This is a genomic window from Geodermatophilus sp. URMC 64, from assembly GCF_053502555.1.
This window is the reverse complement of sequence record NZ_CP199955.1, coordinates 33,511-48,335: the sequence shown is the minus strand read 5'-3', so window position 1 is coordinate 48,335 and position 14,825 is coordinate 33,511. Positions and strand designations below refer to the sequence as shown.

Below are 14,825 nucleotides of genomic sequence, written 5' to 3'. Positions count from 1 at the left end.
ACGTCTCGAGGAGATTCCGATGATCGACACCCTGCCCCGCACCGCCGCCATCGACCGGCCCACGGTGCGCCGGACCGGTCCGTCACTGCCGACGATGGTCGGCCTGGAGATCCGCAAGTCCCTGGCCACCCGGTCGGGCAAGTCGCTGGCCGCCGCGTCGGTCGTGCTCGCCCCGGCCGCGATGGCGATCGCGTCGTCCACCGGTGAGCCGATCGGCTCGGCGACCGGGCCGATCGCGGTGATGGGCGTGCTGACCGCCTTCGTGCTCGTCTCCCTGGGCGTGCTGTCGACGGCCGGGGAGTGGAGCCACCGCACGGCGCAGACGACGTTCCTGCTGGTGCCGCACCGCGGCCGGGTGCTCGCCGCCAAGGGGACGGCGGTCGCGCTGATGGGCGCCACCTTCGCCGCGGTGTCGGCCGGGCTGTCGGCCGGCGTCCTGGCGCTCACGATGGGCGGCGAGCTGTCCTGGGACGGTGTGCCGCAGACCGTGGTCGCCGTCGTGGCCGCGGGCGCGGCGTTCGCGGTGACCGGTGCCGGCGTGGGCGCGGCGCTCGGGAACACCCCGGCCGCGCTGACCAGCCTCTACCTGGTCCTGCTCGGCGTCATGCCGGTGCTGGAGAACGTGAAGCCTGCGATCGCGGAGAAGATCGACCCGGCGAACGCCGTGCTGAACCTGGGGCAGGGCTTCGAGCAGACGCAGTCGATCGCCGTCCTGGCCGGCTGGGTGGTCGTGGCCTCCGTGGCCGGCGCCGTCCTCACCCACCGCCGCGCGGTGCAGTAGCCGCCTCGCCCAGGGCCCTCCCGATCCCGTCGGGAGGGCCCTTCGCGTGCGCTCAGCCGGACGGCCGGCTGGGGAGCAGGCCCTCCTGGTGGTCGAGCTCGCGCTCGAGCACGCGCATGCCGGCGTCGGTGAGGCGGCCGACGTCCCGCCAGCGCAGCAGCGTGTCCCGCTCGGCGTCGATGACCGCCCGGTGCACGCGCACGGCCGCCTCGTACTGCGGGTTGTACGGCACCTCGTGGTCGGCGCCCTCCAGGATGTCCAGCCGCTGCTGGTAGCGGGCCAGCCGGGCCTCGAGCTGGGCGCGCAGCGCGGCGATCGCCTGGTCGTCGACGTCGTCGTGCTCCTCCCGCTCCAGGTCCGACAGCCGGTCGAGCCCGGCCTGCACCGCGGCCGCCCGTGCCTCGTTGCGCTCCCGGGCCTGGTCGGCGGCGTTGGCCCGCAGCCCGAGCGCCCGCACCAGCGGCCCGAACGTCACGCCCTGCCCGACCAGCGTCACGAGGACGACGAGGAACGTGCAGAACAGCAGCAGGTCGCGGCCGGGGAACGGATCGCCGCCGTCGGTCAGCCGCGGCAGCGTGAAGATGGCGGCGAGGCTGATGACGCCCCGCGTGCCGGCCCAGCTGAGCGCGACGATCTCGCGGTTGGTCAGCCGCTGGGCCGCGTGCGCCCGGCGCTCGTCCGCGGGTTGGTCGTCCGTGGCGTTCTCCACGTCGTCGCCGCCGCCGAGGCGCATGTGCAGGGAGCGCGGCAGCAGCTGGGTCAGCATCAGCCAGAGCGGGCGCACCAGCAGGACGACGCCGACGCAGAGGACGGACGCGGTGACGACCGTGGACGTCTCGTACTGGCCGAGGCCGGAGACGACGGTGGGGAGCTGCTGGCCGATGAGCAGGAAGACCAGGCCCTCGAGCAGGTAGTTGATCAGCCGCCAGACGGCGTTGACCTGCAGCCGGTAGTCGCTGGAGACGGCGCGGGAGCTGTCGTGGCCGATGAGCAGCCCGGCGATGACGACCGCGAGGACGCCGGAGACGTGCAGCCGCTCGGCGGCGAGGTAGGCGACGAAGGGGGTGGCCAGCGAGACGGCGTTGAGCGTCATCGTGTCGCGCCGCAGCCGGCGGGCCCACCGCACGGCGTAGGCCACCGCCAGCCCGACGGCGATCCCGCCCGCGGCGGCGAGCAGGAACTGCCCGAGCGCCGCCCAGGTCGAGAACCCCTCGCCGCTGGCCGCGGCGACGGCCACCGACAGGATGGTCAGCGCGGTCGCGTCGTTGAGCAGGCCCTCGCCCTCGATGAGGGTCACCACCCGCGGCGGGAGGCCGGCCCGCCGGCCCACGGACAGCGCGGCGACCGGGTCGGGTGGGGCGACGGCGGCGCCGAGGGCGATGCCGGCCGCCAGCGTCACGCCGGGGATCAGCAGGTCGAAGCCCACGCCGACCAGCACCGCCGTGACGAACACGAGCAGCACCGAGAGGCTGATGACCGTGCGCAGGTGCTTGCGGATGGCGAGCAGTGAGGAGTCCAGCGCGGCGCTGTAGAGCAGCGGCGGGATGACCAGGGTCAGCACGACGTGCGGGTCCAGGCCGACGTTCGGGCCCGGGAGCACCGCGTACGTGATGCCGGCCAGGGTCATCAGCGCGGCTGCGGGCAGCCCCGTTCTCTCCGCCACCCAGTGCAGGACGACGACCACGGCGACCGCGGCCAGGACGAACAGCAGGGTCGCCTCGATGTCCACGGCCCCATCCTCTCTGGCCCCGCGCCGGCCCTCAGGTCGGGGCCGTGACGCGCGCCGCAGTCGGTCGGGTTCCGGAATCCTGGGTTCGGCGTCGCCGGTTGGCCCTGGCATGGACCTGTTCAGCCCCGTGACCCTCGGCGACCTCGAGCTCGCCAACCGCGTCGTGATGGCGCCGCTGACCCGGCTGCGGGCCGGTGCCTCCGGCGTCCCCAACGACCTCTTGGTCGAGCACTACCGGCAGCGGGCCGGGGTCGGGCTGATCATCGCCGAGGGGACCTACCCGAGCTTCGAGTCGCAGGCGTTCGTCGGGCAGCCCGGCATCGTCACCGACGAGCAGGTGGCGGGCTGGCGCCGGGTCGCCGACGCGGTGCACCACCGCGGCGGCCGGATCGTCATGCAGGTGATGCACGGTGGCCGGGTCACGCACCCCGACGTCAACGGCGGACGGCGAGTCGTCGCGCCGAGCGCGATCGCGATCGACGGCGAGGCGCACACGTCGCGGGGGAAGCAGCCGTACCCGGTGCCGCACGCACTGACCGTCGACGAGGCGCGGGCCGTGGTCGAGGACTTCGTGGCCGCCTCCCGCCGGGCGGTCGAGGCCGGCCTGGACGGCGTGGAGATCCACGGCGCCAACGGCTACCTCCTGCACGAGTTCCTGTCGCCGGCGTCCAACCAGCGGTCCGACGAGTACGGCGGCTCCCCGGAGAACCGGGCGCGGTTCGTGATCGAGGTGGTGACGGCCGTGGCTGCGGAGATCGGTGCCGGCCGCGTGGGCCTGCGCATCTCGCCCGAGCACAACATCCAGGGCGCGCTCGAGACCGACGGGGACGACGTCCGCGCCACGTACGGCGCGCTCGTCGACGCGCTGCGCCCGCTCGGCCTGGCCTACCTGTCGGTGTTGCACGTGGAACCAACGGGGGAGCTGGTGCAGGAGCTGCGGCAGCGCTTCGGCGGCAAGGTGATCGCCAACAGCGGCTTCCGCTCCGTGACGACGCGCGCGGAGGCGGTCGCGCTGATCGAGGCCGCGCACGCCGACGCCGTCGCCGTGGGCCGCGCGGTCGTCGCCAACCCCGATCTGGTCGAGCGCTGGCAGGGCGAGCACCCGGAGAACCCGCCGAACGCGGCGTTGTTCTACGCGCCCGGCGCCGAGGGCTACACCGACTACCCCACGCTCCGGGCCGGCTGACCCGCACGGCGAACACCCGTCGAGGGCCCTCTCGAACCGATCGAGGGGGCCCTCGACGGATGCCGGTCAGCCGATGGTGCCTGTCGCCCTCAGCCCTCGGGGTGCCAGTCGTCGGCCTGCCAGCGGTGGAACACCTTCGCCACCGAGTCCCGCGGGGTCTGCCACTTCTCCGGGTTGTACGGACCGACGTAGGCGCTGAGGTCCTGCATGATCCGGGCGAAGGCCGGCCGGTGGGACTCGTGGTTGGCCCGGACGGCCGCGGCCTTGACCGGGTCCTGTTCCAGCAGGTGCACGAAGACGTCCTCCATCGAGTACAGCCAGCGCCCGGTGACGCCGGTCTCGACGGGCAGCGGCCCGGCGTCGGACTCGGCGAAGACCCGTGCGATGTCCTCCTCGGCTCCGGGCTTCATCCGCTGGACGATGACGGTCAGCTCGCGGTCGGCGGGCACGTCGCCGTCGGGCAGCCAGCGGTAGAACTCCTTGGCGACGGAGTGGGACGGGTTCTCCCAGTAGCTCGGGTAGGGCGTCACGTAGGGGGCTATCTGCTCGGCGATCTGCTGGAAGGCGGGCAGCCCGCGGCGCTGGCCCGAGACCGCCGGGTCCTCCTTGCGCTCGATGACGTGGAGGTACAGGTCCTCGTACGAGAGCAGGTACCGGCCGATGACGCCGAGGTCCTGGGGTCGCGTGGTCCGGTCGTAGTAGGCGAAGACGGGGCCGACCTTGTCCTCGCTGCCGGGGACCATGTGACAGACGATCACGTTGCGGAACGGTCGGAAGGTCATGGCTCCTCCTTGATGGGTGGGTCGGGCTGGATCGGTGATGGGTCGGCCGGGCCTGTCGCCCCGGCCTGGTCCGGCTGTCGCGGCTCGGGGGTGGACGGCGCCGCGGTCAGCACCCGGGCAGGTCGTCGGTGCCGGTGACGGCGAAGGAGGCGTTCAGGTGCACGACGACGTCGTCGCCGGCGGTGCCCCTGCCGTCGGTGTCGGCATAGGCCACGTAGCCGCCCGAGCCGTCCGCCTGCACCCGCCACACCACGGCCCCGGGGTACCGGGCCTGCACCGCACTGCGCACCCGGGCGGCGGTGTCCGCTGACAGGCCCCCGTCCGGCCAGTCCGGGTCGGGCTGCGGGAGGTCGTCGGTGCCGGTGACGGCGAAGGAGCCGTCCAGGTGCCAGGCGACGTGCGCGCCGTCGGCGGTGTGGCCGTAGGCGACGTAGCCGCCGGCGCCGTCCGGCCGCACCCAGCCCACCGTGGCGCCGGGGTACCCGGCCGACACGGCGCTGCGCACCCGGGCGGCGGTGTCGGATGGCACGGCGTCCGCGGTCCCGGATGGGCACGGGTCACCACCCGGCGACCAGTGCGGCCACCACCGGACGGGGTCGGTCACCGTCGCGGGGTGGGTGGCCGCGGCCGTCTCGGTGGTCGCCGCACGGGCGTCTCCCAGCACGCCCGCGGCGACCGCTCCGGTGAGCAGCCCCGCCCCGACGGCGGCCCCGGCGGCCAGCCACCGCCGGCGGCGGTCGGGCGGCGCCGCGTCCCCGCGGCGGCTGTCGAGATCGGGTCGGTCCATCGTGGGCCTCCTCCAGGTCCGAGGGGTGCGGGCGTCACCAGGTCGGCAGGTCGCCGCCGAGGTCGTCGGCCGGCGGGGGGACGCGCGTCCCGGCGCCGGGAGGCGCGTCCTCCCCGAGGGGCGCGGGCGGGACGGCGGCGCTCCACCAGCCGTCCCATCCGCCGGCCCAGCAGTCGTCCCACGGGCCGGAGCCGCACCACCACCCGGGCACGGCCGGCGAGCCGGCAAGCACCAGGCCGGTCAGCAACCGGTGGCCGAGGGTCGCGCCGACGGCGGCCCAGCGCCGACCGCCGGCGGGCGCCACCCGCCGCGCGTCGCGATCGGGGTCGAACACGCTCATCGCGGTCCTCCTGGATCCCGGGTCAGGGAATGCGTGCGGGTCGGGGGCGATCGGCCGGCGACGGCGCCCCGGCGAGGTCGGCGATGCGGTCCAGCTGTGCGGCGTCCCGCGGGTCGAGCCGGAGGGCGGCCGCCGCGACGTTGTCCTCCACCTGCGCCACCGAGGTGGCACCGGGGATGAGCAGCAGGTTGGGGGAGCGGGCGAGCAGCCAGGCCATGGCCACCTGTTCCGGAGTCGCCTCCGCCCGCCTCGCGATCGAGGCCAACACCGCCGACTGCTCCGGCGTCAGCTGGCGGACGCGGAAGAGCTCCGTGTACGAGAGCCCCTGCACGGCCACGTAGGGGATCCCGTCGCGCGCGAGCTCGTCGACGAGGTCGTCGTCCACGCGGTTGATCAGGTTGTAGTCGTGCTGCACGCAGGCCACCGGGGCGATGCTGCGGGCCTCCGCGACCTGCGCCGCACTCACGTGGCTCACCCCGACGTGGCGGACGAGCCCCTCCTCCTGCAGCCGCACCAGCGCCTCGAACGGCTCGGCGAGGGAGCGCTCCTCCGGCTGGTGGCCCATCCCCGGCATCCGGAGGCAGACGACGTCCAGCACGTCCAGCCCCAGCTGGTCCAGGTTGTCCTGCACGGCCCGGCGCAGCTCCGCGGGGGCGAGCGCCTCGGCCCACCCGCCGTCCGGCGTCCGGCGGGCCCCCACCTTGGTCGCGATGACCAGGCCGTCGGGGTAGGGGTGCAGTGCCTCGCGGATCAGCTCGTTCACCACGTGCGGGCCGTAGTGGTCGCTGGTCTCGACGTGGTCCACCCCGAGCTCGACGGCACGACGCAGCGCGGCCAGAGCGGCCTCGCGGTCCGCCGGTGGGCCCATGAGCCGGGGGCCGGTCAGCTTCATGCCGCCGTAGCCCAGGCGGTGCACCGGGCGGTTCCCGAAGACGAAGCGGCCGGAGGCCGCCGCGGGAACGGGCGTCGCCCGCAGTTCCGTCAGCTCGGACATGTGGCGGCCTCCTCAGCCGGCAGGGGTCGGGGTGAAGCGGAGGGGCAGTTGCAGGAGCCCCCGGAAGGCCGACGCGGCGGGCAGCCACTGCAGCTCCTCCACCGGGACGTCGAGCCGCAGGCCGGGCAGCCGCACGAGCACCCGGCGCAACGCCGTGGTCGCCTCGAGCCGTGCGAGCGCGGTACCGAGGCAGTAGTGGATGCCGTGGCCGAACGACATGTGCGACGTGCAGCCCCGGGTGACGTCGAGCCGGTCCGGGTCCGGGACCAGCGCCGGGTCGTGGTTCGCCGCGCTCAGCACGATCGTGACGATCGACCCCGCCGGGATGGGGACGCCGCCGATCTCCAGGTCCTCGGCGGCGAACCGGAAGCTCGACACGGGCACCGAGCCGTCGAAGCGCAGCAGTTCCTCCACGGCGTCGGGCACCAGGCTCGGCTCCGCCAGCAGCTTGGCCATCTCCGCGGGGTGGGTCAGCAGGGCCACCACGGCGTTGCCGAGGAAGTCCGAGGTCGTCTGGTACCCGGCGAACAGGAGCAGGAAGGCCGTGGACACCAGCTCGGCCTCCGACAGCTTCCCGTCGCCGTCCCGCGCGGCGATCAGCGCGCTCACCAGGTCGTCGCCGGGCTCGCGGCGCTTGGCCGCGACCAGGCCGCTGAAATACGCGTGCAGCCGCGACTGGGCCTCGCCGATCGCGGCCCGGTCCTCCTGCGGGCTGCGTCCCCCGGTGCCCACCGTCCGGATCACCTGGGTGCCGGCGAGGATCTCCTCGTGGTCGGCCCTGGGGATCCCGAGCAGGTCGCCGATCACGGCCAGCGGCAGCCGGAGGGCGAAGTCGTTGACGAAGTCGGTCCGACCGCGGGGGGCGATGCCGTCCAGCAGCGTCTCGACGATCTGCTCGACCCGCGGCCGCATCGCCGAGATCCGCCGCGGCGTGAACGCCTGCGTCACCAGCCGACGCAGCCGGCTGTGCTCCGGTTCGTCGGAGTTGAGCATGTTCGTGTTGATCTGCCGGGCCTTCTCGCCGAAGACCTGCAGGTAGGTGTCGCCCGCGCGGTACAGGTCCTTGCACAGCCGTGGGTCCGACAGGGCCGCACGGGCGTCCTCGTACCGGGTGACCAGGTAGGAGTCGAACCGGGGGGTCCGTACCTTGATCACCGGGCTCTCGGCGCGCAGTCGCGCATAGATGGGATAGGGGTCGGCGCGGAACTCGGGGGTGTAGATCGCGGCCCCGGGGACGGGTTCCACCTCGCGCCCGGAGGCGTGCCGTTCGGCGGTGAGTGACATGGGGTTCCCCTCTGCAGCTGTCGGTCAGGGCGCGAACACCCGCGCCAGGTGCTCGAGCAGTGCGCCGTCGGCGACCGGGCGGGCCCGGAACCCGACGTGGCCGTCGGGACGGACGACGTAGGCGGCCGTGTCGGCGTCCGCCAGCCCGTAGGCCACCCGGAAGGTCCCGGGGTCCCGGACGACGGGCAGGTCGACGAGGGCGGGCAGCCGCGCGGCCGCGTCGGCGACCAGATACGGGCGGACCTGCCCCCGGGTGGCCTGGCGGACCGAGGTCGCCAGCTTCTCCAGGGCGAGCACCTGCTCCTCGGCGACACCGGCGCCCGCGGCGAGCAGCAGCGTCGTGTGGGTGCCGCGGGTCAGGTCGAACAGCCGCAGGTCGTGGGCCACGCCGAAGCGGCGAAGCCCGTGCACGTCCGGCGCCCGGTGCCCCGGCTCCGGCCCGCCCGCGCACCCCACCGCGTCGCCCGCCTGGCCGACCAGCGGGCTGCCGGCGTAGTTCATCGTCATCTGCATCTCGAGCAGGAACTGCGCCTTCTCGTCCGCCATGTCCATCTCGTCGGTGAACGCGATGGCCACGGCTCGGTCGACGATCGCCTTGCCGGCGGGGCGGCGTTCGGCCTCGTAGCTGTCGAGCAGGCCGGGTGCGGCCAGCCCGCGGACGGCGAGCGCCAGCTTCCAGCCGAGGTTCCAGGCGTCCTGGATGCCGGTGTTCATGCCCTGCCCGCCGGCCGGCGGGTGCAGGTGCGCGGCGTCGCCGGCCACGAACACCCGGCCCTCCCGGTAGCGGTCGACGATGCCGTGCTTGATCCGGAAGATCGACGACCAGCGCAGGTTGCTCGCCGTCGTCCCCGCCGGGCCGAGGTCGTCGATGGCCGCCTGCAGGTCGGCCAGCGACGGCGGCTCGTACTCCTGCCAGAACCCGGCCGGCACGACCCCGGAGCCGATGGTCTTCTGCAGCCGCTCGGGGGCGAGCGTGGCGATCCGGTAGCGGTTGCGGCCCTTGAGCGGGACGCAGACGAGCATCCCGGTGAACTCGCCGCCGTCCTCGATGCGCACCCAGCGCAGCAGGTGGCCGGCCGGCATGTCCCAGTCGACGTCGACGTCGCCGAGCATGAACAGCTGCGGGAACATCGACAGCCCGCCCACGAAGTTCAGGCCCAGGCCGGCGCGGACGGCGCTGTGCGCGCCGTCGCACCCCACGAGGTACTGCGCGCGGGTGGCCTCGACCTCGCCGGACGGGTGCCGCAGCTGCGCAGTGACGCCGGCGGCGTCCTGGGTGAACCCGACCAGCTCGACCCCGCGCTGCACGGCGACGCCCGCGGCGAGGAGCCGGTCGGTGAGCAGCCGCTCGGTCTCGTACTGCGGCAGCCCGAGGTGGGCGTAGGGCAGCTCGTCGAGGCCGGCCCAGTCGACCTGGTGGGTCTGCCTGCCGTTGACGAAGACGGTCTGCCCGTGCAGCCAGATCCCGGCGTCCATCGCCTCGGCGGCGATGCCCTGGTCCTCCCAGATCTCCATCGTCCGGCAGTGGATGCCGATCGCCTTGTCCGCCTGGGTCGCGGCCTGCGACCGCTTGTCCACGATCCGGACGGCGATGCCGCGGCGGGCCAGTTCGATCGCGTGGGTCAACCCGGCCGGGCCGGCCCCCACGACGAGCACCTCCACGTCGGTCGGCCCGTCGGGGAGGGACGCCGTCGGGGTCAGGGACGGCGCGGTCTGCGGCTTCTCGACGAACTCCTCCACCGGCGCGCTGGGCACCGGCGTCCACTCGGGGGCTTTCGGTACGGAAAGCCCGGTCTCCTCGGGGGCTTTCGGTACCGAGAGCCCGGTGGGGGAGGAGGGGGCGGCGGCCGGCGTCTCCCGGGTCGGGCGCAGCGGCGGTGGCTCGTAGCCGCGGTCGCCGGTGTCGTGGTCCGGCGGCCGGTAGCGGATCTCGAACAGCTGCCGGTCGAAGTCCACCGACAGCCACCGGACCAGCGAGGCGGTCTGGTCGGCGTGCGACGGGTCGTCGACCCAGTCGGTGAAGTCCTGCTCGGTCTCCCACTCGGCGAAGATGTGGTAGATCGGCTCGTCGGGTTCCTTGAGCAGCTCCTCCCGGATCAGCCCACGCGTACCGCGCAGCCGCTCGACCGTCTTCCGGTAGGCGCGCTCGAAGTCCTCCTCCTCGCCGGGGCGCACCACCGTCCGGATGTCGACCCGGACGTGCGGGCCCTGCTCACCGGGCACCGTGCACAGCACCTGGTACGTGCTGCGCGAGGCGTCCTCGCGCAGGTCGCGCAGCGCGGCCGTGAGGACCTCGCGGGCGCTGCTGCGGCCGAAGGCGTCCACCGCGGCGCGGTCCACCCAGTCGCTGGTGATCACGAACGTCCGGGGGTCGTCGGCGTCCCGGACGAGCTCCTGCCGCAGATTCCCGGGCACGCGGCTGATCTCGGCGGCGGCCTTCCGCCAGGCCTCCTCGAACTGCGCCTCGCACCCTTCGCGGGTGCGCATCCGCAGCAGGGTCCGCACCCCCGCCGCCCGGGTCACGCCGTCCCCCTGTGCCGGCGCAGCACGAGGCTGCTGTTGAAGCCCCCGAAGCCGCGGGCGAGCACGACGACGGTGGCGAGGTCCTGCACGCGGGCCCGCTGCACGAGGTCGACGCCCGGGGCGTCGACCGGGTCGTCGAGGTAGGCGGTGCCGGGGACGATGCCGTCGCGCATCGCCAGCAGCGCCGTGGCCACGTCCAGGGCGGACCCGCCGGCCATCAGCCGGCCGGTGAAGGACGACGGCGCGGTCACCGGCACCGGCGTCGACCGGCCCCCGAACACCGCGCCGATCGCGGCCAGCTCCAGCGCGTCGAGCTCCGGCGTCCCGGCCCCGTCGGCGACGACCAGGTCGACCTGGTCCGGCGTCACCCCGGCGTCGGCGAGGGAGAGCCGGATCGCCCGCGCGTACTGCGTGGCGTCCGGCGGCGGATCCTCGTGGTGGTGGGCGTCGTGGGTGGCGCCGTAGCCGGCGACCTCTCCCCACGCCCGCTGGACGCCCCGGGCCCGGGCCGCACCCGGCTCCTCGAGCAGCAGGACGGCGCCGCCCTCGCCCACGACGTGCCCGTTGGCCCGCCGGTCGAACGGCTTGTAGGCCTCCTCGGGCCGGATCGCGGTGGACAGCCGCCGGGAGGTCTCCTGGCACAGCAGCGCATAGGGGCACATCCCGGCCTCGGTGCCGCCGGCGAGCACCGCCGGCGTCCCCCGTCGGACGACGCGCCGCGCCCAGCCGATGCTGTCCAGCCCGCCCGCGGCCTCGCTGACCACGACGCCCGACGGGCCCTTGTACCCGTCCCGGATCGAGATCTGGCCGGTGCTGGCCGCGTAGAACCAGGCGATCGACTGGTAGGCGCCGACCGACTTGGGGCCCTTGGCCCACAGGCCCTGGATCTCGTGCTGGCTGAACTCGTTGCCCCCCGAGCCCGCCGCGAGGAAGACCGACGTCGCGTAGACGTCCTCCGGCGCGCGGTAGTCGGCGTCCTCGGCCGCCAGCGTGGCCGCGGCCAGGGACAGCCACGTCCACCGGTCGGTCTGCACCATCAGGCGGGGGTCCACGTGCTCCTCGGGCACGAAGTCGCGGACCTGACCGGCCAGCGCGACCCCGTAGCGCGTCGGGTCGAACCCCTCGATCGGTCGGATGGCCGGCTCGCCGCGCACCAGGGAGGACCAGTGGGCCTCCGCGCCGACCCCGGTCGGCGCGACGACCCCCAGGCCGGTCACCAGCAGTCCTGTCACGGTGTCCTCCTGGACGGCCGGGCCAGCACGATCGCCGACTGGAAGCCGCCGAAGCCGCTGCCCACCGACACCGCGACGTCGACCTTCTGCTCCCGGGCGGTGTTGGGGACGTAGTCCAGGTCGCACTCGGGATCGGGGACCTCGTAGTTGGCCGTGGGCGGCAGCACGCCCCGCTGCAGGGCCAGCGCCGTCGCGGCGACCTCGATCGACCCGATGGCGCCGAGCGAGTGGCCGACCATCGACTTGATCGAGCTCATCGCCACTTTCTGCGCGGCCGGGCCTAGGCTGAGCTTGACCGCCGCGGTCTCGTGCCGGTCGTTCTGCTTGGTCCCCGAGCCGTGCGCGTTCACGTAGCCGACCTCGCCCGGATCGGTCCGGCCCTGGTCGAGGGCCTGACGGATCGCCTCCGCCATCTCCGTGCCGTCGGGGCGCAGGCCCGTCATGTGGAAGGCGTTGCAGCGGTTGGCGTAGCCGGTGACCTCGCAGTAGACCTCCGCGCCCCGCCGCCGGGCGTGCCCCAGCTCCTCCAGGACCAGGACGGCGGCGCCCTCCCCCATGACGAAACCGTCCCGCCGGGCGTCGAACGGCCTCGCCGCGTGCTCGGGGTCGGCGTTGTTGCCGGTGGTCGCGCGGATGGTGTCGAAGCAGGCCATGGAGATCGGCGAGATGGGGGCGTCGCTGGCCCCGGACAGGACGACGTCGGCGTCGCCGTCCTCGATGAGCTGGCTGCCGTACCCGACGGCGTCGATCCCGGACGTGCAGCCGGTGGAGACCACCGTCGCCGGCCCGTGGGCGGTGAAGCGGACGGCGAGCTCGGTGGCGCCGCAGCTGGGCACCAGCGCGTGGTGGAGGAACCGGGAGGCGTAGCGCGGGTCGACCAGCCAGTGCGTGCCGGCGTCGCTGACCGCCACGTACTCCTGCTCCAGCCGCATCGTCGCCCCGACCGCGCTGCCGAGGGTGATCCCGACCCGCTCGGGGTCGGGCGCGTCCTCGGCGCCGCCGGCCCCGAGGGTCAGCCCGCTGTCGGCGACCGCCTCGTCGGCGGCCACGAGGGCCATCTGCACGAAGCGGTCGTTGCGCAGCACCTCGTGGGCGGTGAGCCCGAGGAGCCGGCCGTCGAAGTCCACCTCCGCCGCCACCTGGGAGCGGAAGCGGCTGGGGTCGAAGAACGTGATCCGCCGGGTCGCCGTCCGCCCTGCCGTGAGCATGTCCCAGAAGCCCTCGCGCCCCATCGAGCCGGGCGCGACGACGCCGATCCCGGTGACGACGACCCGGCGGTGGGTGCTCACCGGAGGCCCGGCGGGAGCTCGGTGTCGACGTGGCCCAGCTCCGGCCGCGGCGCCAGCGGGCCGCAGAGGAAGACGAAGAAGGCCGTCGACGCGGTGTCGTTGACGATGCGGTGCCGCACCCCGATCGGGATGTGCACCGCGGACTCGGCGACCAGCCGTCGTTCCTCCCCGTCGAGGGTCACCAGCACGTCCCCGCGTTCGCAGTAGAGGAACTCCTCCGAGTACGGGTGCCAGTGCTCGGTCACGACCTCGCCCGGCTCCAGGGTCAGGGTGCCCATGAACCCAGCGGTGGCCCCCACGCTGGCCGGGGAGAGCAGCACCCGGATGTCGCCGCCCCGGCGGCGGTTCGGCGGCGTGTCCGCACGGGACACCGTCGGGCCGACGCGCACCGCCGGAGGGGCGTGCTGGATGGTCGTCATGTCTCTCCTCGGGTGAGCGCGGGTCCGGCGAGGGCCGGCTCCGGGGGCGCGACGGGGAACGGTGACCCGGGACCGGTGACGAGGTGGACCGGTAGCGCGGGGTGGACCTGCCGGACCAGCGGCCCGAGGACGGGGGCGCTGCCGATCTCGACCACGGTCTCGGCGCCCGCCGCGACCAGCCCACGGGAGGTCTCCTCCCACTGCACGGGGGCGGTGAGCTGCGCGCACAGGCAGTGCGCCAGCCGGTCGGGGTCCCGGGTGGGCACCGGATCGGCGTTCGGCAGCACCGGGACCGCGGGTGCCGACCAGTCGAGGTCGGCCAGCGCCGCGGCCAGGTGCGCGGCGACCGGCCGCATCAGCGGGCCGTGGCAGACCGCCCGCCCGGGCAGGCGCACCATGTCCAGCCCCGCCGCGAGCACCGCCTGGCGGGCCCGGCCGAGGTCCTCGCGGTCGCCCGAGAGCACCACCTGGCGCGGGCCGTCGATGCAGGCGACGGCGAGCGTCCCGGTGCTCCCGGCCTCCGCCACAACCGCGCGGGCGACGTCCCCGGCCCGCGGGCCGATGACCGCGGCCATGCCGGCGCAGGACGAGCGGGGGGCCAGCGAGAGCAGCTCGGCCCGCCAGTGCACGGCCTCCACCACCTGGTCCAGGGCCAGGGCGCCGGCCGCAACCAGGGCGGCGTACTCACCGACCCCGTGGCCGGCCACGGCGAGCGGCCGCAGGCCGCGCGCCGCCAGGCTGCGGTAGCCGGCCACGCCGGTGACGACGACCGCCAGGTGGGCGGCGGCCGGGTCGGCCAGGTTGAGCGGGTCCCGCCACCAGTCGGCCACGTCGCGGCCGACGACCGCGGAGGCCTCCGCGAGGACGGCGGCGGCCGCGTCGTCGAACCGCCAGGGGTTGGCCATGCCGCCGAAGGCGCCGCTCTCGCCGGGGAGGACGACGGCGACCCCCCGGGTGCGGGTCATGTCGCCCGCTCCGCCCGCCCCGCGGCGGCGGCCTCCACCTTGTCCCTGATGACCGCCATCTGGATCTTGCTGTTGGCATCGATCCGCTGGGTCATCCCGGCGGTGTCGATGGGGGCCTCCGGGCGCATCCGGAAGTCCTGCACCCACCGCATCCGCGTCCCGCTGCCCTCGGGGACGTAGCTCCAGCGGATGTCCATGAACTCGAACGGGCCGGGCTCGAGACGGCGGGCCACGACCTCGTGGTTGGCCTCGTCGAGGGTGCGCTCGGACACCCAGCTCCACACGCGCCCCGACTCGTCCGGGTGCATCTTGAGCCGGAACCGGAACGTCGACCCGGTCTGGGCCAGCACGTCGACCTCGCTGTACTCGGTGAACAGGTCGGGCCACGAGCGCAGGTCGTTGGTCATGCGCCAGACGTGGTCGATGTCGGCGTCGATGAAGATCGAGTTGTCGGTGTGGCCGATGGTCAGGCTGTCCTGCTCGATCGTGCTCATGGGGATCTCCTCGTGTGAGA

Annotated in this window: 14 protein-coding genes; 2 read left to right on the top strand and 12 right to left on the bottom strand. The window is 74.4% G+C overall.

Annotated elements, in window-relative coordinates; genetic code table 11:
• Nucleotides 1-19: 19 nt before the first annotated feature.
• Nucleotides 20-781, top strand: a complete 762-nt coding sequence (locus ACWIYF_RS00215; protein ID WP_448626098.1) for a hypothetical protein — start codon at nucleotides 20-22, stop codon at nucleotides 779-781.
• A 52-nt stretch (nucleotides 782-833) separates the two neighbouring features.
• On the opposite strand, the gene ACWIYF_RS00210 is transcribed toward ACWIYF_RS00215, so the two are convergent.
• Nucleotides 834-2,510: a Na+/H+ antiporter gene (locus tag ACWIYF_RS00210; protein ID WP_448626097.1), complete on the bottom strand. Its 1,677-nt coding sequence runs from the start codon at nucleotides 2,508-2,510 to the stop codon at nucleotides 834-836.
• 109 nt (nucleotides 2,511-2,619) lie between these two features.
• Between ACWIYF_RS00210 and ACWIYF_RS00205 the strand changes: the two genes are divergently transcribed.
• A complete protein-coding gene (locus ACWIYF_RS00205; protein ID WP_448626096.1) occupies nucleotides 2,620-3,696 on the top strand; it encodes an alkene reductase in 1,077 nt (358 codons plus the stop codon).
• An 89-nt stretch (nucleotides 3,697-3,785) separates the two neighbouring features.
• On the opposite strand, the gene ACWIYF_RS00200 is transcribed toward ACWIYF_RS00205, so the two are convergent.
• The 11 genes from ACWIYF_RS00200 to ACWIYF_RS00150 form a co-directional block, all read right to left on the bottom strand.
• Nucleotides 3,786-4,478 carry a TcmI family type II polyketide cyclase gene (locus ACWIYF_RS00200; RefSeq protein WP_448626095.1) on the bottom strand — a complete coding sequence of 231 codons (693 nt, stop codon included), beginning with the start codon at nucleotides 4,476-4,478 and terminating at the stop codon, nucleotides 3,786-3,788.
• A gap of 106 nt (nucleotides 4,479-4,584) precedes the next feature.
• Complete coding sequence (locus tag ACWIYF_RS00195) at nucleotides 4,585-5,265, bottom strand: hypothetical protein (RefSeq protein ID WP_448626094.1); 681 nt, start codon at nucleotides 5,263-5,265, stop codon at nucleotides 4,585-4,587.
• Between the two features lie 34 nt (nucleotides 5,266-5,299).
• A complete protein-coding gene (locus ACWIYF_RS00190; protein WP_448626093.1) occupies nucleotides 5,300-5,605 on the bottom strand; it encodes a hypothetical protein in 306 nt (101 codons plus the stop codon).
• A 22-nt stretch (nucleotides 5,606-5,627) separates the two neighbouring features.
• Nucleotides 5,628-6,599: an oxidoreductase gene (locus ACWIYF_RS00185; protein ID WP_448626092.1), complete on the bottom strand. Its 972-nt coding sequence runs from the start codon at nucleotides 6,597-6,599 to the stop codon at nucleotides 5,628-5,630.
• Nucleotides 6,600-6,611: 12 nt separating this feature from the next.
• Entirely contained in the window at nucleotides 6,612-7,883 is a 1,272-nt protein-coding gene (locus ACWIYF_RS00180) for a cytochrome P450 family protein (RefSeq protein WP_448626091.1), read from the bottom strand.
• A gap of 24 nt (nucleotides 7,884-7,907) precedes the next feature.
• The gene (locus tag ACWIYF_RS00175; RefSeq protein WP_448626090.1) at nucleotides 7,908-10,406 is read right to left on the bottom strand and encodes an FAD-dependent monooxygenase; all 2,499 of its coding nucleotides are present in this window, start codon (nucleotides 10,404-10,406) and stop codon (nucleotides 7,908-7,910) included.
• Nucleotides 10,403-11,638, bottom strand: coding sequence for a beta-ketoacyl synthase N-terminal-like domain-containing protein (locus ACWIYF_RS00170; RefSeq protein ID WP_448626089.1), 1,236 nt, complete (start codon nucleotides 11,636-11,638; stop codon nucleotides 10,403-10,405). Before ACWIYF_RS00170 ends, ACWIYF_RS00175 begins: the two co-directional genes overlap by 4 nt.
• Entirely contained in the window at nucleotides 11,635-12,927 is a 1,293-nt protein-coding gene (locus ACWIYF_RS00165; RefSeq protein WP_448626088.1) for a beta-ketoacyl-[acyl-carrier-protein] synthase family protein, read from the bottom strand. The genes ACWIYF_RS00170 and ACWIYF_RS00165 overlap by 4 nt, the downstream gene beginning before the upstream one ends.
• The gene (locus ACWIYF_RS00160; RefSeq protein ID WP_448626087.1) at nucleotides 12,924-13,346 is read right to left on the bottom strand and encodes a cupin domain-containing protein; all 423 of its coding nucleotides are present in this window, start codon (nucleotides 13,344-13,346) and stop codon (nucleotides 12,924-12,926) included. The genes ACWIYF_RS00165 and ACWIYF_RS00160 overlap by 4 nt, the downstream gene beginning before the upstream one ends.
• Nucleotides 13,343-14,311 (bottom strand): ACP S-malonyltransferase, encoded by a 969-nt coding sequence (locus ACWIYF_RS00155; RefSeq protein ID WP_448626086.1) that lies wholly within the window; start codon nucleotides 14,309-14,311, stop codon nucleotides 13,343-13,345. The genes ACWIYF_RS00160 and ACWIYF_RS00155 overlap by 4 nt, the downstream gene beginning before the upstream one ends.
• Nucleotides 14,308-14,805 (bottom strand): SRPBCC family protein, encoded by a 498-nt coding sequence (locus ACWIYF_RS00150; RefSeq protein WP_448626085.1) that lies wholly within the window; start codon nucleotides 14,803-14,805, stop codon nucleotides 14,308-14,310. The genes ACWIYF_RS00155 and ACWIYF_RS00150 overlap by 4 nt, the downstream gene beginning before the upstream one ends.
• Nucleotides 14,806-14,825 lie beyond the last annotated feature (20 nt).

Excerpts from the sequence above, each read along its gene's own strand:
- ACWIYF_RS00200 (WP_448626095.1), bottom strand. The coding sequence starts at position 4,478 with ATGACCTTCCGACCGTTCCGCAACGTGATCGTCTGTCACATGGTCCCC.
- ACWIYF_RS00160 (WP_448626087.1), bottom strand. The coding sequence starts at position 13,346 with ATGACGACCATCCAGCACGCCCCTCCGGCGGTGCGCGTCGGCCCGACG.
- ACWIYF_RS00215 (WP_448626098.1), top strand. The coding sequence starts at position 20 with ATGATCGACACCCTGCCCCGCACCGCCGCCATCGACCGGCCCACGGTG.
- ACWIYF_RS00190 (WP_448626093.1), bottom strand. The coding sequence starts at position 5,605 with ATGAGCGTGTTCGACCCCGATCGCGACGCGCGGCGGGTGGCGCCCGCC.
- ACWIYF_RS00195 (WP_448626094.1), bottom strand. The coding sequence starts at position 5,265 with ATGGACCGACCCGATCTCGACAGCCGCCGCGGGGACGCGGCGCCGCCC.
- ACWIYF_RS00150 (WP_448626085.1), bottom strand. The coding sequence starts at position 14,805 with ATGAGCACGATCGAGCAGGACAGCCTGACCATCGGCCACACCGACAAC.
- ACWIYF_RS00180 (WP_448626091.1), bottom strand. The coding sequence starts at position 7,883 with ATGTCACTCACCGCCGAACGGCACGCCTCCGGGCGCGAGGTGGAACCC.
- ACWIYF_RS00185 (WP_448626092.1), bottom strand. The coding sequence starts at position 6,599 with ATGTCCGAGCTGACGGAACTGCGGGCGACGCCCGTTCCCGCGGCGGCC.
- ACWIYF_RS00155 (WP_448626086.1), bottom strand. The coding sequence starts at position 14,311 with ATGACCCGCACCCGGGGGGTCGCCGTCGTCCTCCCCGGCGAGAGCGGC.
- ACWIYF_RS00205 (WP_448626096.1), top strand. The coding sequence starts at position 2,620 with ATGGACCTGTTCAGCCCCGTGACCCTCGGCGACCTCGAGCTCGCCAAC.